The organism is Brevundimonas sp. GW821-FHT12E07 (genome assembly GCF_058807035.1).
Window position 1 is genome coordinate 162,283 of record NZ_JBXAQH010000004.1, and the last position, 17,922, is coordinate 180,204.

Sequence of the window (17,922 nt, forward strand, 5' to 3'; positions counted from 1 at the left end):
GCTTCGAAATGAGCGCCGCGACCGACGGTTCAGGAGCTATGCCATGTCCGCCCTCGAGATCGAACCGGTATCCGTACCGGGCCTTCACCCTGCGCCAACGCGTCACGCCCGGCTGGTCGCCTGGGTGGAGCAGATCGCGGCGCTGACGCGGCCGGACCGGGTGCACTGGTGCGATGGGTCGGAGGCCGAGAAGGCCGCCATCGTCGCCGACCTGATCGACAAGGGCACGCTGAAGGCGCTGGACCCGGTCAAACGCCCCGGCAGCTACTACGCCGCCTCCGATCCGCGCGACGTGGCCCGGGTCGAGAGCCGCACCTTCATCTGCTCCGAGGACGAGGCCGACGCCGGCCCGACCAACAACTGGTCCGATCCGATCGAGATGCGCGAGCGGCTGGACGGCCTGTTCGACGGCTGCATGGTCGGCCGGACCATGTATGTCGTGCCCTTCTCGATGGGGCCGCTGGGCTCCAAGATCTCCGCCCTGGGCGTCGAGATCACCGACAGCGGCTATGTCGCCGTGTCGATGGGCATCATGACCCGGATGGGCAAGCCTGCGCTGGACGTGCTGGGCGACGACGGCGTCTTCGTGCCAGCGGTCCATACGCTGGGCGCGCCGCTGGCCCCCGGCCAGTCGGACGTGGCCTGGCCCTGCAACGCCGACAAGTGGATCGTCCACTTCCCCGAGACGCGCGAGATCTGGTCCTACGGCTCGGGCTACGGCGGCAACGCCCTGCTGGGCAAGAAGTGCTACGCCCTGCGCATCGCCTCGGTCATGGCCCGCGACGAGGGCTGGCTGGCCGAGCATATGCTGATCCTCAAGCTGACCAACCCGGAAGGGCAGGCGAAGTACATCGCCGCCGCCTTCCCGAGCGCCTGCGGCAAGACCAACCTGGCCATGCTGCAGCCGACGCTGCCGGGCTGGAAGGCCGAGACCATCGGCGACGACATCGCCTGGATGCGCTTCGGCGACGACGGCCGCCTGTACGCCGTGAACCCGGAAGCGGGCTTCTTCGGCGTCGCGCCGGGCACCAGCCATGCGTCGAACACCAACGCCATGGCGACCCTGGCCACCAACACCGTCTTCACCAACACCGCCCTGACCGCCGATGGCGACGTCTGGTGGGAAGGGATGTCGAAGGACGCGCCGGAGGGGATGACGACCTGGAAGGGCGCCGCCTATGACGCCGCCTCGGGCGAGCCCGCGGCCCACCCGAACGCCCGCTTCGCCTCTCCGGCGTCGCAGTGCCCGACCATCGCGCCCGAGTGGGAAGACCCCAAGGGCGTGCCGATCTCGGCCATCCTGTTCGGCGGCCGCCGCGCCTCTGCCGTGCCGCTGGTGACCGAGGCCTTCGACTGGGAACACGGGGTGTTCCTGGGCTCGACCGTCGCCTCGGAGGGCACCGCCGCCGCCGAGAACGCCATCGGCGAGCTGCGCCGCGATCCCTTCGCCATGCTGCCCTTCTGCGGCTACAACATGGGCGACTACTTCAAGCACTGGCTGGGCTTGGGCGAGAAGGCGCAGGACGCCTCGAAGCTGCCGCGCATCTACTTCGTCAACTGGTTCCGCAAGAACGAGGACGGCCAGTTCGTCTGGCCGGGCTTCGGCGAGAACGCCCGCGTCCTGAAGTGGATCTCCGAGCGTCTGGACGGCAAGGCGACGGCGACCGAGACCCCGGTCGGCCGCGTGCCCCCGGCCTCGGCGCTGGACCTCGAAGGCCTCGACCTGTCGGACGCCGACCTGCAGCTGCTGCTGGACGTCGACACCCAGGTCTGGAGCGAGGAAGCCTCGCTGATCCCGGCCTTCTACGACAGGTTCGGCGACCGCCTGCCCAAGGCCCTGTGGGCCCAGCACGAGGCGCTGGTCGAGCGGCTGAACGCCGAGGGCGGGCTGGCGGTTTCGGCGTAAGTCAGCCCTCTGACGACTTGAAAAGGAGGCGCGGGCGGTCGAAGGACGGTCCGTGCCTTCTTCGTTTCCTCCCCTGACTACCGACACTCTCGTCATCGGCGCCGGCGTGCTGGGCCTCTGCACCGCCGTGGCGCTGACCCGGCGCGGGCGGGCGGTGGTGGTGCTGGACCCGGGCGGCGGCAACGCCTCGTCCGTGGCGGCGGGGATGATCGCCCCGGGGATCGAGGCCTTCGTCGACGGGGCCAGCCCTGAGCATGCGCGGCTGCTGCGCGAGGCCGGACGGCTGTGGGCGGACATTCCCGAGGTCAGGCTGAAGCCCGCGCCCGCCGTCTGGCGCGGCAAGGATGGCGAACGGACGGTCGCGGCGCTTGAGGCCCTGGGCTTTGAGGCCTCGCTGGATGATCAGGGGCAGGTCCATGTCGCGGATGACGTTCAGGTGGACCCTGTGTCGGCTCTGGCGGCCCTGAAGGCGCTGCTGAAGCCCCCGCCGGTCGAGGCCTCGGCCCTCCGCATCGACCGGACGGCGACGGGCTGGCGCGTCGAGACGGAGGCGGGGCCGATCGAGGCGAAGACCGTGGTGCTGGCCACCGGCGTCGCCGAGCCCCTGCCGGGCCTGCCGGAGGCGGTCGCGGGACGGGTCCGCCAGATCTCTCCGATCCGGGGCCAGATCGGCTTCACCGCCCAGACCCTGGCGGAGACGGTGACGCGCGGGGCAGGGGGCTATGTGGCGCCGACCGAGGGCGGGACCCTGATCGGGGCGACGATGGAGCCCGGGCGGCGCGATCTGGAGCCCGACGCCGATGTCGGCGCCCAGCTGGCGGCCATGGCGGCGGCCCTGATCGAGTGCGAGATCGAGGACGGGGTCTATTGGCGGGTGGGCGTGCGCGGGGCGACGCCGGACGGCCTGCCGATGGCGGGCTTCAGCGGCGAAGCGGGGCTGTATCTGGCCCTGGCCCCGCGTCGCAACGGCTGGCTGCTGGGGCCTCTGGTCGGGCGGGTCGTGGCGGATGCAGTCGAGGGCGGCGACATGATCGAGCACGCCGCCGCCCTGAACCCGCTGAGGTTTACTCCGGCGCCGCGAAGCGAACGCTGAAGCTCACGCGCGCGCCGTCGATGGCCTGACCGTCGACCGCGCCGGGCTGCATGCGGAAGTACCGGGTCAGCCCCAGGGCCGCCGAGCCGAAGCGGCGGTTGGACGGGTTCTCCGACGTCACCGCGCAGTTGCTCAGGGCGCCCGCTGCACTGACCGTGCAGATCAGGGACGCCGAGCCCGAAATCCCGTCCTGCAGGGCCCGCTCGGGGTAGGCCCGGCTCATCTGCGCCGCCGAGGGCTGGCTGGCCCACTGCGGTCGGGTGATCACCGGCGGGGTGCGCGGCGGCTCCGCGACGACCGGATGAACGGCAGGCGCCGGGTCCTCGAACGCGATGACCGGGCCCGGATTCGCCGCCGGGACCGGCGAGGTGTCCGCGAAGATCGTCGGCGTCGGCAGGGTCGGCGCCGGAGTGTCGTGGATGTTGTTCGTCGGCCGCGGCTCTTGCGGCTGAGGCTTCTGCGGCTCGGGCGGGATGATCGGCCGTTCCATCGTCAGGATGATCCTCCGATCTTCGGGCGTGGTCTCGGTCGGCGTCAGTTCGAACTTCTGATAATAGAGGGCCGCGCCGACCCCGACGTGGGCCAGGACCACCACCCCCACGGCGATCCAGGTGGCGCGCGGCAAAGGCTTCTTGCGTTCGCCGTAGTCCAGAGGGCTGACCAGACCCGGTCCGCCGGCTGTCTTCATCATCATGGCAGTCACTCCCGTGGCCGCTCCCCAGCCGCCCACAAGTGAAGTTCGCGCCAGGCTTGTGTCGGCTTTGGGGCAAGGCCAAGCTTATCAATGCTCACCTGGCGGTGACACGCGCGAAGGTGGCGGATTTACCTTTCGTTAACCACGATCCGCCAGCGTCCCGGACGTTATGACGGTTGGATCGATTCCCTCATCTGGCGGCGTGGAGGCGGCCATCCGGCGCGCCTCGACGGCGACCGGCGTGGACTTCGACTTCCTGATGAAGACCGCCCGTCGGGAGAGCGCCTTCAACCCCTCGGCCCAGGCCCGGACCTCGTCGGCGGCGGGGCTGTTCCAGTTCATCGAACAGACCTGGCTGTCGACGGTCAAACAGTCGGGCGCCAAGCACGGCTATGGCCAGTACGCCGACCTGATCCATCGGGGACGCGACGGGCGCTGGCAGGTCGAGGGCTCGGCCCGCAATGTGGTCATGGACCTGAGGTTCGATCCGCAGGCGGCCTCGAGCATGGCAGCGGAGCTGACGGCGTCGAACGCCGCCTATCTGCGCGGCCGCACGGGGCAGGAGCCGGGCGCCGGCGACCTGTACGCCGCCCACTTCCTGGGGCCGGCGGGGGCGGCCCGGCTGATGGAGGCCATGGTCTCGCACCCGGGCGCCAGCGCGGCGGCCATGTTCCCCGACGCGGCCCAGGCCAACCGCTCGATCTTCTACCGCGACGGCCGTCCGGCCACGGTCGCAGAGGTCCACGCCAATCTGCAGAAGACGGCCGGGGAGGGCTCGCCGGCCTCGATCAGTCGCACACCGACGGCGCCGCCGACCGATCAGGAGCGGGACATCATGATGGCCGCGCGGCTGGACCGGCTGAAGCAGAACGAGACCCTGCTGGCCCTGCTGCTGGGCCAGGACGGCAAGGGCGCCAGCAGCGGCTTCGGCGGCGCCTACGGGCCGGAACCCGACAGCGTCTGAGGGCCGCGTGCACTCGAAAAAAAGCGGGTGCAAAAAGTGCAATCCTGAATGCACTGGATGAAGATGCGGCAGCCAGGCCATTGATTTAACAGTCTGGATGTCGCGACCCGCCTTTGCACTCACGCGTGCAATCGGGTGCAGACCCGGAGCCGCGGCATGGCGTTCGTCGCCTGCGATGTCAAAGACCCGAGGCCATTCTACATCCGCGCCGGGGCCTGCCGGGTCGGGCGCCGATCCCGGACGGAAGGGCGCGTGATTTCAAAGCGCAAGGCGCGGCTGGAATGCGAGCCCGAGCGGGGCGACGACAGGGTTGGTAAACCAGACGTTAAGCATGGCAAGCTGAGGATGAACCGGGGGCCGATTCTCTGTCCGCCCTTATCAAGAGCCGCCGCATGACCGCCTTCCGCGCCCGCCTGACCGAGTTCGATATCCGCCGCCTGATCAAGGCGTCCGACGAGGATGAGCGCGCCTCGGCGGCGCACAAACTGTGCCGCAGCATGGACCGGGCCGAGCTGGACGAGGCCGACCGCGAGGCGGCGCAGAAGATCCTGCGCGTCCTGGCCAATGACGCCGCCGAACTGGTGCGCCGGTCGCTGGCGGTGACGCTGAAGTCCTCGGATCTGCTGCCGCACGACGTGGCGCGCCGGCTGGCGGCGGACGTCGACAGCGTGGCCCTGCCCATCATCGGTTCGTCGCCGGTGTTCACCGATGATGACCTGATCGAGATCGTCCGCGCCGGATCGGCCGTGCGTCAGGTGGCCATCGCCGGTCGCCCCAAGGTGTCGCGCGACGTCGCCGACGCCCTGAGCATCGACGGCTGCGAGATGGCCGTGCGCACCCTCGCCTCGAACGACAACGCCGACCTGTCCGAACAGGCCATGCTGCGCTCCATCGACCGGTTCGGCGACACGCCGGAGGTGGTCGCGGCCCTGTCCTATCGTCAGGTCCTGCCGCTGGACGTGACCGAGAAGCTGATCGCCCTGGCCAGCGACGCCGTGCGCGAGCACCTGATCAGCCGCCACGCCGTGGCCCCCGAGACCGCCATCCGTCTGGCGACCTTCGCCCGCGAGCGCTCGACCATCGATCTGGTCGATCAGGCGGCGGCCAGCGCCGACCTGCCGCGCTTCGTGGCCCAACTGAACACCCGCAAGGCCTTGACCGCCTCCCTGCTGCTGCGCGCCCTGGCGCGGGGGCAGATGGTGCTGTTCGAGCACGCCGTCGCCGAACTGGCCTCGACGCCGCATTCGCGCGCCTGGCTGATGGTGCACGACGCCGGGCCCCTGGGGCTGAAGGCCATCTATGACAGGGCGGGCCTGCCGCCGCGCCTGTTCCAGGCCTTCCGCGCCGGGGTCGACACCTGGCGCGCGCTTCAGGCCGAGGGCGTCGACACCTCGGGCGAGGAGTTCCGCCAGCGCATGCTGGAGCGGTTCCTGACCCAGCGCCCCAACACTCCGCGCGACGACCTGGCCTATCTGATGGAGCGGCTGGACCAGCCGCCGCTGCCGAGCGCGGGCCGTAACGCCTCGGCGGCCTGAGGCTTTCCGCAAACGAACAACGCCCGCTCGGACCGAGCGGGCGTTTTCTTTTCTGGGCGCTATGCTCGGCCCGCGGGGCCTCGCGACTTGAGCGCGGCTTACGCCTTGTGCGCGGCGACCTCGGCTTCGAGGGTCTCGGCCAGGGCGCGGCCGACCGGGTGGTCGTCGGTCTGGATCTGGTCACGGACCACGGCCTTGATGGCGTCGATGTGGGCGTCCAGCAGGCGGACCGGAGCCGAGGCGCGCTTGGTCGGATCGTCCAGCAGCTTGCACAGCGAACCGGCCAGGCGGGTGACCAGCGGATATTGATAGGTGGTGCCGAGACCCTTGAGGTCGTGGGCGCGGAAATACAGGCCCTCGGCGGTCTGGGCGTTCAGACCCTCGGCGCGGATGGCGGCTTGGGCGGCGTCCAGCTTGTTGATTTCGTCCTGCAGCCACTGGCCGAACTGGGCCGACATCGCCTTCAGGGCCTCTTCGGCCTTGGCGATGGCGTTGGCGTCGATACCGCCGAACCCGCCGCCGACCTTGAGGCGCAGGGTGTTGGGCGGGCGAATGACCTGGGCCGGGTTGCTCACGGTGACTCCTCGGGACGTGCAGCCACAGACTGAACGATTGGCCTTAAGGAACGGTGACCGTTCCGCTTAGCCTGTGAATTGTTCCAGCAGCACCCGTTCCTCGAAGGAGCGGCCGGCCTCGAACAGCATGGTCAGGCTGATGTCGCGGCGCTCGCGCACATCGACCCGGGCCACGCGGCGGATTTCCAGATTGTCGGCGACGGCGCTGACGGGGCGCTTGTCGTGCTCCAGCACCTCGAAGGTCACCCTGGCCTCGTGCGAGAGCAGGGCGCCGCGCCAGCGACGGGGCCGGAAGGCGCTGATCGGGGTCAGGGCCAGCATCCGGGCGTCCAGGGGGATGATCGGGCCGTGGGCCGAGAGGTTGTAGGCGGTCGAACCCGCGGGCGTGGCGACCATGCAGCCGTCGCAGGTCAGCTCGTCCAGCCGCACCTTGCCGTCGATGGTGATGCGCAGCTTGGCGCTCTGGCGCGTCTGGCGCAGCAGGGAGACCTCGTTGATGGCCAGGCCGCTGGAGACCTCTCCGGCCTCGTTCCAGGCGTCCATCTGCAGCGGGTGGATGACGGCGCGGCCGGCGGCGGCGATGCGGGCCGGGAGGTCGTCTTCCTCGTAGTCGTTCATCAGGAAGCCGACGGAGCCGCGGTTCATGCCGTAGACGGGCGTGCGGCGGGTCAGGTCGCTGTGCAGGGTCTCCAGCATGAAGCCGTCGCCGCCCAGGGCCACGATGATGTCGGCCTCCTCGATCGGGACCGAGCCGTAGCGCTTGGCCAGCAGCGCGCGCGCGAACTGCGCCTCGGGACGCTCGCTGGCGGTGAAGGCGAGAGCCATCTGGGGGGAGGGGGCGGTTTCGGTCACGGCGGCACGCAAGCCGAGGCCGGTCGCGAAGTCAAATACCGAAGTGTGACGTCAGGCCGCGACGTCAGCGACCATGAGGCGGAATTCCCGCGCCGCGTCAGTCTGGGAGGCGCCGGCCATGCCCCAATCTCCGCCCCAGCCGGGCAGGCCGTTGGTCAGTTTGCGGATCTCGTCCAGCACGGCCGGGAAGACGGCGCGGTCGATGCCGACGGCGCTGCAGGCGAGGAACAGGGCCTGGGGCGAGGGGCGGCTGACCGCGGCGCGGACCTGGGCGATGCTGAAGCCGCCCAGCGCCGCCAGCGAGTGTTCGAACAGGCTCAGACGCTTCTCGCGGATCGCGCGGATCAGGAAGCCGGCGCGCAGCTGGCCCGCGCTCTGCAGCTTGGCGACCAGACGGCGCTCCATCTCCTCGCGCTCGGAGTGGCTGGGCTGGGGCGCTGAGGGGACCGGCGCGCGGCCGGGGCCGACGCTGATCACGGCCGTCTCGATCGCCTTGGCCAGACAGGCGTCGTCGACGCGGAAGCGCTCGCCGATGGCCTGACGCAGGGCCTGACCGACGAGGCCGTAGAGCTCGCGGGCCAGGACGTCGTTGAGGCGCGGGTGGCGGGTCAGGGGCGCGCGCAGGGCGGCGACGCGGCGCGACTGCTCGACCAGTCGGCTGAGACCCCCCTCGCTGATCTCGGCGGTGCGGTTGGAGGCGAGCGCCGTCATGGTCGCGGGCTCGGCGGCGTCGATGATGGCGTCGGCGACGGCGCCGCTCAGCATCGGGCGACGGGCGACCTCGATATGATGCTCGACCGTGGCCTCGACCAGGATGCGGATCAGGTCATGATCCTTGAGCAGTGGGCTGTTGGCGATGATCGGGCGGGCGATCTCGATCTCGTCGAGGGCCAGCATATTGACCAGGGCCAGAGGCGCCCATTCGGCGCCGGCCAGGCTCTCGGCCAGGGATTTGCGGATGTCGTGCTCGGCCTGACGGGCCAGGGTGAGGAAGATCTCGGTCAGGACCGGCGAGACCTCGGCGCCGGCCGGGGTCGAGTCGCACAGGGCCGCGATACCCAGCAGCAGCCGTTGCCGATCGTCTGTGGTGCGGCTCTTCGCGAGAGTCAGCAGGTCTGCGGGCGAGAAGCTCGCGGGCCGCGTGGGTGCGAAGGTTTGCAACGAGGCGACTGCGGTCACGGCGAACTCCGGTCGGATCAGGTCCGATTCTGGATCGCAGAGTGCGGTACCGGTCATGAAAACTGGGTTAATGGTCCATCAACCTTACCTTGGGTCACGCTTGACGCGCACGGGGCAGAGGAAGACGGTGACCTCTACGCCCGGAGAGGCGACAGGAAGGATACCCCCATGGCCGACGGCGCCGCCCCGCAAAGTCTGAAGTCCCGCGTTTCCGAGGCCGAATGGCAGGCCCGGGTGGATCTGGCCGCCCTGTACCGGCTGGTCGCCCTGCACGGCTGGGACGACATGATCTTCACCCATATCTCGGCCCGGGTGCCCGGCCCTGAGCATCATTTCCTGATCAACCCCTACGGCTGGTACTTCGAGGAGATGACTGCGTCGGCGCTGGTGAAGGTCGATCTGGACGGCAACATCGTTCAGGAGACCCAGAGCTTCATCAATCCGGCGGGCTTCACCATCCACTCGGCCGTCCATGCGGCGCGCGAGGACGCCCATTTCGTCATTCACCTGCACACCACGGCAGGGGTGGGCGTGGCGGCGCAGCAGGAGGGGCTGCTGCCGATCGGCCAGAACGCCTGTCTGCTGCAGCATCAGGTCGCCTATCACGGCTATGAGGGCCTGGCCCTGAACCATGACGAGCGCGAGCGGCTGGTGGCGGATCTGGGCGACAAGCCGCTGATGCTGCTTCGCAATCACGGAACGCTGGCGGTCGGTCAGACGGCGGCGGCGGCGTGGATCGGCATGTTCTTCCTGGAGCGGGCCTGCGCCCAGCAGGTGGCGGCCCTGTCCGGTGGCCGCGAGCACGTCCTGATCGCCCCGGACGCAGCGCAGGAAGAGACCAAACAGCAGGGCGGGGGGCTGCCCTTCGTCGCGGCCCTGGCCTGGCCGGGCGCCCTGCGCATGCTGGACCGCAAATCCCCGGGCTACGACGCTTGAAGGCGGCCGCGGCGCTTCTCGCAGGCGTCGCGGTCCTTCTGCCCTCCGTGGCCGTTGGTCCGGTCTGGGCCGGCGCCTGGACCCAGCCCAAGGGCAAGGGCCAGATCATCGTCAAATATGAGGACATGCGCGCCGATGAGGGCTTCGACCCCGACGGCGACCGCGTCGACCTGCCTGAGAATCGCCGTGACACCTCGGTAGGCGTGTTTGCAGAGTACGGCGTGACCGACCGGCTGACGGTTCAGTTCAAGGGCGACTGGCAGGACGGCGAGGACCAGTTCGTCGACTACGAGGGGCGCGGTCCGCTGGAGATTGGCCTGACCTGGCAGGTCTGGCGCGACGACAAGACGGCCGTCAGCGTCTACGGCGGCTACGCCTCGGCGGGGGAGGGGCGCAACGCCGGATACGCCGCCCCGGGCGTCGGCGACCATGATTTCGAGGCGCGGGTCTCGGTCGGGCGGTCGTTCGGCGGCCTTCCGGCGCGTTGGGGCCCGGACCGGTCGTTCGTCGAGCTTCAGGCGGCGCGGCGGATGCGGGACGGCCTGCCGGACGAGACGCGGGTGGATTTCACCCTCGGCGGCCATTTCGGCGAAGACTGGATGGTGCTGGCCCAGGCCTTCGGCGGAACGGCGGACGACGATGGGGGCGTCAACGGCGCGCGCTGGCTGTCGGTCGAAACCTCGGTGGTGCGTCGATTTGGCGACTGGAGCCTGCAGGCAGGCTGGCGACAGACGGCGGCGGGGCGCGAGACGCCGATCTCGGGCGGGCCGGTTCTGGCGGTCTGGCGCCGGTTCTGAAATCGCCCGGAAAAAGCCCCGACTGCGACATTCGCGACCGACGGAGTTACGAACCGCGCGCGTTACACAGACTTTAGTTGCCTCGACGGCAGGACCGGCTATGTCCGACCCCGCCTGAGAAGTCTTCAGACGTCCGTCCCCCACGGCTCCCGAGAGTACCCGCGTGATCAAACGCCACTTCTTCCTTGTCGCCGCCGGCGTCATGCTCGGCCTCATGGTCGTCGCCGCGGTGCTGCACATCGCCTTCGCCAAGGACGAAGGGGCGGCCAAGGCTGCGCCGGGCGGCGGTCGCGGCGGACGGGGGCAGCAGGTGTCGGAAGCGACGGTGGCCTCGCGATCCTTCAGCGACACCATCCGGGTGCTGGGCGTGGCCCGCGGGCTGAAGTCGGTGAACATCACCTCCAACTCGACCGAGCTGATCACCGCCGTCCTGTTCCGCGACGGCCAGCGTGTCGCCGCCGGCGCGCCTCTGGTGCAGCTGCAGGCGCGCGAGGAAGACGCCGGCATCATCGAGGCCCGCGCCCAGGTGACCCAGGCCGAGCGCGAATACGAACGCTATCGCGCCCTGGCCGAGAAGGGCATCGCCCCGCGCGTGACCGCCGAACAGTCCGAGACCGCGCTGGCGACGGCGCGCGCCTCGCTGGCGGCGGCCGAGGCGCGTCGCGGCGACCGGATGATCCGCGCGCCCTTCGCCGGCGTCCTGGGCCTGACCACGGTCACGGCGGGCACCCTGATCAACCCGGGCGCGGTGATCGCGACCCTGGACAATACCGATGTCATCCGCGTCGATTTCCCGGTGCCGGAACGGTATCTGGGCGTGCTGCGTCCCGGCCTTCCCCTGACCGCCACCGCCGACGCCTTCGGTGGTGAGGCCTTCCAGGGCCGCATCGCCCTGATCGACACCCGCATCAATGAGGCGACCCGCGCGGTCACCGCCCGGGCCGAGTTCCCCAACCCCGGCGGCCGCATCCGCCCCGGCATGCTGATGCGCGTCGCCGTGGCCCAGGGTCAGCGCCAGAGCGCCGCCGTGCCCGAGGCCGCCATCCAGTATGAAGGCCAGGGCGCCTTCGTCTATCGCATCGCCAGGGGCGAGAAGGGCTCGACCGCCCAGCGCGTCGAGGTCGAGACCGGCGCCGTCGAGGGCGGCTTCGTCGAGATCGTTTCGGGCCTGAGCATCGGCGACAAGGTCGTCGGCGGCGGTCTGAACCGCATCCAGCCCAACGCCCCGGTCACCGTGGGCGGCGGACGTGGCGGCGGTGGTCGCGGTCAGGGCGGCCAAGCCCCGGCCCAGGCCGCTGGTCAGGGCGCCGCACGATGATGCTCTCCGACGTCGCGGTCCGGCGGCCCGTCTTCGCGGCGGTGGCCGCCATCGTGCTGTGCGTCATCGGCGCGGCGGCCTTCTTCTTCCTGCCGGTGCGCGAACTGCCGGACGTCGATCCGCCGGTCGTCTCGATCAACACCAGCTACGCCGGGGCTTCGGCCGAGGTCATCGAGAACCGCATCACCGAGCCGGTAGAGCAGCAGATCGCCGGTATCCAGGGCGTGGAGCGGATCACCTCGTCCAGCCGCGACGGCCGATCCAGCGTGACCATCGAGTTCTCGCTGGACCGCAATATCGACGACGCCGCCAACGACGTGCGCGACCGTGTCGCCCGTGTCGTCGGCCGCCTGCCCGAACAGGCCGATCCGCCGGAAGTGTCCAAGGCGGACAGCGATTCCTCGCCGATCATGATCCTGTTCCTGCGGTCGACGACGATGAACCGGCTGGAGCTGACCGACTACGCCGACCGCTATCTGCTGGACCGTCTGGCGACGGTGCCCGGCGTGGCCCAGGCCCAGATCTTCGGCGAGCAGCGCTACGCCATGCGCATCTGGCTGAACGCCGGAGCCATGGCCGCGCGCGGCATCACCGTGACCCAGGTCGAGAACGCCCTGAACGCCCAGAACGTCGAGCTTCCGGCCGGGGCGCTGGAATCGACCGACAAGGACTATACGGTCCGCGTGGCCCGCACCTATGCCCGGGCCGAGGACTTCGCCCTGCTGCCGATCGGCACGGCGGGTTCGGCCCCGACGGCGGCGACCACGACCAATACCAACACCACCCAGCCTTCGACCTCGGGCACGACCGGGGCGATCATCGGCGCCAACCGCTATGTAACCCGTCTGGGCGACATCGCCCGGGTGGAAGAGGCCCCCGCCGAGGCACGCCGTCTGTTCCGCGGCAACGGTCTGGACCAGATCGGTCTGGGCGTGACCCGTCAGGCCCAGTCGAACGACCTCGCCATCTCGGACGGTGTGCGCAAGGCCCTGGTCGAGATGCAGGCCAGCCTGCCGCCGGGCACTGAACTGGTCGTCGGCTCCGACAACTCGGTCTTCACCTCCCACGCCATTTCCGAAGTCTGGATCACCATCGGCATCTCGCTGGCCCTGGTGGCGCTGGTGAACTTCATCTTCCTCGGCAGCCTCCGGGCGGCGCTGATCCCCTCGATCGTGGCCCCGATCTGTCTGCTGGCGACCTTCATCGTCCTGGCGCCGCTGGGCTTCTCGCTGAACCTTCTGACCCTGCTGGCGCTGGTGCTGGCCATCGGTCTGGTGGTCGACGACGCCATCGTGGTGACCGAGAACATCCAGCGCCGTCTGGACCATGGCGAGCCGCCGCTGGTCGCCGCCGAGCGCGGGGCGCGTCAGGTCTTCTTCGCCGTCGTGGCCACGACCATCGTCCTGCTGGCGGTGTTCGCGCCGCTGCTGTTCCTGCCCGGATACGTCGGGCGGCTGTTCGTCGAACTGGCGGCGGCGATCGCGGCCGCCGTGGCCTTCTCGGCCTTCCTGGCGCTCAGCCTGTCGCCGATGCTGGCGTCCAAGATTCTCAAACCCGCGTCCGGTTCGGGCTGGGTGGCTCAGCGCGTCGACAAGGCGATGGACGTGCTCAAGAACAGCTACGGCGCCTCGCTGGACCTGCTGGTCGGCAGCCGCATCGCCGTCATCGGCGTGATCGCCCTGATCCTGGTGGTCGGGGGCGGGGCGGTCGGGATGTTCTTCGTCCTGCCCAACGAACTGGTGCCCCAGGAAGACCGGGGCCGGGTGCAGGTGCGGGTGCAGGGGCCGGAAGGCGCCGGCTTCGACTATACGAAGAAGATCATGCTCGGCCTCGAGCCGATCCTGGCCCAGTACAAGGAGAACGGCGAGGTCGAGAGCTATCTGATCTCCTCGCCCGGCTTCGGCGGCGGCAGCTACAACTCCGGCAACGCCACCCTGATCCTCAAGGACTGGTCCGAGCGCGACCGCGCCGCCGACCAGATCGCGCAGGAGCTGAACGGCAAGCTGCGCGGCCAGACGGGCGCCCAGGTCAACGCCTCCATCCCCGGAGCCTTCCAGCGCGGCGGCGGCGGGGGCGGCGGTAACTCCAACTCGGTCGAGATGATCGTCACCGGGCCGGAATACGAGGACATTTATCGCTGGCTGCAGCCGGTGCTGGCGGCCGCGCTGGAGAACCCCGGCTTCTCGCGCCCGCGCCTGAACTATGAGCCCAACGCCCCCCGTCTGCTGGTCGATGTGGATCCGGAGAAGGCGGCGGCGCTGGGCGTCTCCTCGCAGGAGATTGGCCGGACGCTGGAGACCATGTTCGGCTCCCGCCGCGCCACGACCTATATCCGGGGCGGTCAGGAATATGACGTCATCCTGCAGACGGACCGGGTCAACCGTTCGGGCGTCGGCGATCTGGAGGGGCTGTATGTCTCGACCGGATCGGGGACGCTGGTGCCTCTGTCCTCGGTGGTCGACACCAAGACCTCGGGCGACACCCCGGACCGTCGCCGTCTGGACCGTCAGCGCTCGATCAGCCTGCAGGCCGACCTGAACCCCGGCGAGACCATCGCCGACGCCGTGGCCTTCCTGAACGCGGAAGCCGCCAAACAGCCGCAGGGCGTGGTGGCCATCCAGTGGGGCGGGGCGGCGCGCGATCAGGCGGAAGCGGGCGGCGCGGTCGGCGCGGCGTTCGGCCTGGCCCTGCTGCTGGTCTTCCTGGTGCTGGCGGCCCAGTTCGAGAGCTGGATCACTCCGGCGGTGATCATGCTGACGGTGCCTCTGGCGGCGGCGGGCGGTCTGTTCGGCCTGCTGATGGCCGGGTCCAGCCTGAACATCTATTCGCAGATCGGCCTGATCATCCTGATCGGGGTCGCGGCCAAGAACGGCATCCTGATCGTCGAGTTCGCCAACCAGCTGCGCGACCAGGGCCGGTCGATCCGCGAGGCGATCATCGAGAGCTCGACCCTGCGTCTGCGCCCGATCATCATGACCTCGATCGCCACGGCCTTCGGCGCCCTGCCGCTGGTGCTGTGGCACGGGGCGGGGGCGGGCAGCCGCCAGACCATCGGGGTGGTGATCTTCACCGGCGCGATGTTCTCGACCCTGCTGACCCTGTTCGTGGTGCCGGTGATCTACGGCGCGCTGGCGCGCTTCACCAAGTCGCCCGAATGGACGGCCCGCAAGATCGAACAGTGGGAAGCCCAGGAAGCCACGGCCAACGACCCCGTTCCGCACGCGGCGGAATAGGGTCAGGCCCGGTTTATCTCTTCGCCGCCTCGACGCTCAGCCAGGCGATGACGTCGCGGCGGTCCTCGGCGTCGGGGAGGCCGGGGAAGGTCATCTTGTTGCCGGGCAGGAAGCTGCGCGGATTGGCCAGCCAGTGGTCGATGTGGTCGTCGTCCCAGGCGAAGCCGGCGCCCTTCACCGCTTTCGAATAGTTGTAGCCCGGATGGGTCCCGGCGACCCGGCCGATGACGCCGTAGAGGTTCGGCCCCGTCATGTTCGGACCGTTGGCGGTCGCGGTGTGGCAGGCCTTGCAGCGGGCGAAGACCCTGGCTCCGTGTTCCAGATCGGCGGTGTTGTAGGGGGCGGGCAGGGCGGCCAGCATGGTCGCGCGCTGGGCGTCGGTCAGGGGCGGCGGAACGGGCACGGGCGGAGCCGCCGGCGTCTGCTCGCCCGATCCGCAGCCGGTCAGAAGCGTCGCCGCTGCCAGCATCGTTCCCGCCAGTATCGCGCGCGCCATGGTCGTCTCCCGCCTGTCGACTTCCCTGATAGCCCAAGCGCGGACGGGTGCAATCGGTCAGCTTGACCTATGGACGCGACCATATCGCACCTGATAATCAGTCACAGGTACGGCGACCTTTAGCCCGTCGCCGATCTTCGCGTCCGAGTGTCCAGAATGTCCAATGTCATCAAGCTCAGCGAGGCCCGGGTGGGCGATCGCGGCGTCATCACCTCCGTGGGGACGCACTGCCATCACGAGGCGGCGGAGACCGAGCTGGAGCGGCGCCTGCTGGAGCTGGGTCTGGTCGAGGGCGCGCGGATCGAGTTGATCCACGAGGGCCTGTTCGGTCGCGACCCGATCGCGGTCAAGGTCGACGACATGCGCGTGGCCCTGCGTCGGAAAGAAGCCGCCAGCCTGACCCTTCGCCTCGGCGACGACATTGCGGAAGCCGCCGAATAATGGACATCGCCGTTCGTCCCGCCCGGGTCGCCCTGGTCGGCAATCCCAACTCGGGCAAGACCGCCCTGTTCAACGCCCTGACCGGCGCCCATCAGAAGGTCGCCAACTACGCCGGCGTCACCGTCGAGCGGAAGGAGGGGATCATCCGCTCCGCCTCGGGCCGCAGCCTGTCGGTGCTGGACCTGCCGGGCACCTACTCCCTGCGCGCCCGCAGCCCGGACGAGGAGGTCACGCGTGACGCCGTCCTCGGCAAGCTGGCCGGAGAGGCCGAGCCGGACGCCATCATCTGCGTCGCCGACGCCACCAATCTGCGCCTCGTGCTGCGTCTGGTGCTGGAGCTGAAGCAGGTCGGGCGGCCGATGGTGCTGGCCCTCAACATGTACGACATCGCCCAGCGTCAGGGGCTGCGCATCGATCTGGAGAAGCTGCAGGCCGAGCTGGGCCTGCCGATCGTGACCACGGTCGCGACGCGCAAGCGCGGGATCGAGGAGCTGATTTCGCAGGTCGAGAACCTGACCCTGACCGCCGCGCGCGGTGAGACGGGCGAAGGGGGTTGGCATGCGCCGAACGCCGCCGAGATTCGCGAGGCCCATCGCCGCGCCGAACAGATCATGCGCGACTGTGTGCGTCCGCCCGAGCGCCCCGACACCCTGACGGGCAAGATCGACGCCGTGCTGCTGAACCCCGTCGCCGGTCTGGTCATCCTGCTGGCCATCCTGTTCGTGATGTTCCAGGCCGTGTTCAGCTGGGCCACCCCGCTGATGGACGGCATCGACGCAGGCTTCGCGGCATTGGGCGGTCTGGTCGGGGCGGTCATTCCCGACGAGGGATCGTGGGGCCTGCTCCAGAGCCTGCTGGTCGACGGCGTCATCGCCGGGGTCGGCGCCGTAATGGTCTTCCTGCCGCAGATCGTGATCCTGTTCGCCTTCATCATCCTGCTGGAAGACTTCGGCTATATGGCCCGGGCGGCCTTCCTGATGGACAGGATCATGGGCGGCGCCGGGCTGCACGGGCGGGCTTTCATTCCCCTGCTGTCCAGCTTCGCCTGCGCCATCCCCGGCGTCATGGCCGCGCGGGTGATCGACGCCAAACGCGACCGGATGACCACCATCCTGGTCGCCCCCCTGATGACCTGTTCGGCCCGCATCCCGGTCTACACCCTGATCATCGGCGCCTTCATTCCGCAGGAGACCGTCTGGGGCTTCGTGAACCTGCAGGGGCTGGTGATGTTCGGTCTCTACGCCGCGGGCATCCTCTCGGCCCTGATCGTCTCCTTCGTCATCCGCAAGGTGTTCTGGAGGGGCGCGGTCGAGCCCTTCATGATGGAGCTGCCGACCTACAAGATGCCCGATCTGAAGAGCGTCCTGTTCAATCTGTGGGTCCGGGCGCGGATCTTCATGGAGCGGGCGGCGCGGATCATCCTGCCCTTGATGATCCTGATCTGGGTCCTGGGGACCTTCCCCTATCCGCCCGAGGGCGCGACGGGCCCGGCCATCGACTATTCCTTCGCCGGGATGGTGGGGCATGCGCTGGAGCCGATCTTCCGGCCCATCGGCTTCAACTGGCAGATGGTCATCGCCCTGGTGCCCGGCATGGCCGCGCGCGAGGTCGCCGTGGCGGCGCTCGGCACCGTCTACGCCATCGCCGACGCCGACAGCGCCGGCAGCCTGTTGGGCGCGACGCTCGCGGCCCAGTGGTCGCTGGCCACCGGCCTCAGCTTCCTGGCCTGGTACATCTTCGCACCCCAGTGCGTGGCGACGCTCGGCGTCGTGAAGCGCGAGACCAACAGCTGGGGCTGGATGTGGGTGATGGTCGCCTACATGTTCGGCCTGGCCTATCTGGCGTCGTTCATCACCTACCACGTGGCCGTCGCCCTTGGCGGCGGGACGGTCGGGGGCTAAGC

At 69.6% G+C, this 17,922-nt stretch carries 15 protein-coding genes; 10 read left to right on the forward strand and 5 right to left on the reverse strand.

All coding sequences use genetic code 11. The annotated features are described in order from the left end of the window. Positions 1–43: 43 nt before the first annotated feature. Together AC1ROD_RS15745 and AC1ROD_RS15750 are read left to right on the forward strand one after the other, a co-directional pair. Positions 44–1,906: a phosphoenolpyruvate carboxykinase (GTP) gene (locus AC1ROD_RS15745; RefSeq protein ID WP_492949211.1), complete on the forward strand. Its 1,863-nt coding sequence runs from the start codon at positions 44–46 to the stop codon at positions 1,904–1,906. A gap of 52 nt (positions 1,907–1,958) precedes the next feature. Continuing rightward, positions 1,959–2,999, forward strand: coding sequence for an NAD(P)/FAD-dependent oxidoreductase (locus tag AC1ROD_RS15750; RefSeq protein ID WP_492949212.1), 1,041 nt, complete (start codon positions 1,959–1,961; stop codon positions 2,997–2,999). Here the strand turns inward: AC1ROD_RS15750 and AC1ROD_RS15755 are convergent. Next, entirely contained in the window at positions 2,971–3,693 is a 723-nt protein-coding gene (locus tag AC1ROD_RS15755) for a TonB family protein (protein WP_492949213.1), read from the reverse strand. The two genes, AC1ROD_RS15750 and AC1ROD_RS15755, sit on opposite strands and share 29 nt — an antisense overlap. Before the next feature lie 169 nt (positions 3,694–3,862). Between AC1ROD_RS15755 and AC1ROD_RS15760 the strand changes: the two genes are divergently transcribed. Together AC1ROD_RS15760 and spbR are read left to right on the forward strand one after the other, a co-directional pair. Then, complete coding sequence (locus AC1ROD_RS15760; RefSeq protein WP_492949214.1) at positions 3,863–4,657, forward strand: transglycosylase SLT domain-containing protein; 795 nt, start codon at positions 3,863–3,865, stop codon at positions 4,655–4,657. A gap of 392 nt (positions 4,658–5,049) precedes the next feature. Further along, positions 5,050–6,192 carry a SpbR family protein gene (spbR, locus tag AC1ROD_RS15765; protein WP_492949215.1) on the forward strand — a complete coding sequence of 381 codons (1,143 nt, stop codon included), beginning with the start codon at positions 5,050–5,052 and terminating at the stop codon, positions 6,190–6,192. A gap of 98 nt (positions 6,193–6,290) precedes the next feature. Here spbR and AC1ROD_RS15770 read toward each other — a convergent pair whose 3' ends face one another. The 3 genes from AC1ROD_RS15770 to AC1ROD_RS15780 form a co-directional block, all read right to left on the reverse strand. Next, entirely contained in the window at positions 6,291–6,767 is a 477-nt protein-coding gene (locus AC1ROD_RS15770) for an Hpt domain-containing protein (RefSeq protein WP_492949216.1), read from the reverse strand. Between the two features lie 66 nt (positions 6,768–6,833). Beyond that, positions 6,834–7,592 (reverse strand): NAD kinase, encoded by a 759-nt coding sequence (locus tag AC1ROD_RS15775; RefSeq protein ID WP_492949454.1) that lies wholly within the window; start codon positions 7,590–7,592, stop codon positions 6,834–6,836. A 78-nt stretch (positions 7,593–7,670) separates the two neighbouring features. After that, positions 7,671–8,798, reverse strand: coding sequence for a DUF2336 domain-containing protein (locus AC1ROD_RS15780; protein WP_492949217.1), 1,128 nt, complete (start codon positions 8,796–8,798; stop codon positions 7,671–7,673). A 168-nt stretch (positions 8,799–8,966) separates the two neighbouring features. Here AC1ROD_RS15780 and AC1ROD_RS15785 point away from each other — a divergent pair, with 168 nt between their 5' ends. From AC1ROD_RS15785 to AC1ROD_RS15800, 4 genes are all read left to right on the forward strand, one after another. Beyond that, the gene (locus tag AC1ROD_RS15785; RefSeq protein WP_492949218.1) at positions 8,967–9,734 is read left to right on the forward strand and encodes a class II aldolase/adducin family protein; all 768 of its coding nucleotides are present in this window, start codon (positions 8,967–8,969) and stop codon (positions 9,732–9,734) included. Continuing rightward, positions 9,731–10,531, forward strand: coding sequence for a hypothetical protein (locus AC1ROD_RS15790; RefSeq protein WP_492949219.1), 801 nt, complete (start codon positions 9,731–9,733; stop codon positions 10,529–10,531). The genes AC1ROD_RS15785 and AC1ROD_RS15790 overlap by 4 nt, the downstream gene beginning before the upstream one ends. Before the next feature lie 163 nt (positions 10,532–10,694). Beyond that, a complete protein-coding gene (locus AC1ROD_RS15795; RefSeq protein WP_492949220.1) occupies positions 10,695–11,849 on the forward strand; it encodes an efflux RND transporter periplasmic adaptor subunit in 1,155 nt (384 codons plus the stop codon). Beyond that, positions 11,849–15,082 (forward strand): efflux RND transporter permease subunit, encoded by a 3,234-nt coding sequence (locus tag AC1ROD_RS15800; protein WP_492949455.1) that lies wholly within the window; start codon positions 11,849–11,851, stop codon positions 15,080–15,082. Before AC1ROD_RS15795 ends, AC1ROD_RS15800 begins: the two co-directional genes overlap by 1 nt. A gap of 13 nt (positions 15,083–15,095) precedes the next feature. Here AC1ROD_RS15800 and AC1ROD_RS15805 read toward each other — a convergent pair whose 3' ends face one another. Next, positions 15,096–15,578: a c-type cytochrome gene (locus AC1ROD_RS15805; protein ID WP_492949221.1), complete on the reverse strand. Its 483-nt coding sequence runs from the start codon at positions 15,576–15,578 to the stop codon at positions 15,096–15,098. A 156-nt stretch (positions 15,579–15,734) separates the two neighbouring features. Between AC1ROD_RS15805 and AC1ROD_RS15810 the strand changes: the two genes are divergently transcribed. Together AC1ROD_RS15810 and feoB are read left to right on the forward strand one after the other, a co-directional pair. Beyond that, on the forward strand, positions 15,735–16,019 hold the full coding sequence (locus AC1ROD_RS15810) for a FeoA family protein (RefSeq protein WP_492949222.1): 285 nt from the start codon (positions 15,735–15,737) through the stop codon (positions 16,017–16,019). Next, positions 16,019–17,920, forward strand: a complete 1,902-nt coding sequence (gene feoB, locus AC1ROD_RS15815) for a ferrous iron transporter B (RefSeq protein ID WP_492949223.1) — start codon at positions 16,019–16,021, stop codon at positions 17,918–17,920. The genes AC1ROD_RS15810 and feoB overlap by 1 nt, the downstream gene beginning before the upstream one ends. Positions 17,921–17,922 lie beyond the last annotated feature (2 nt).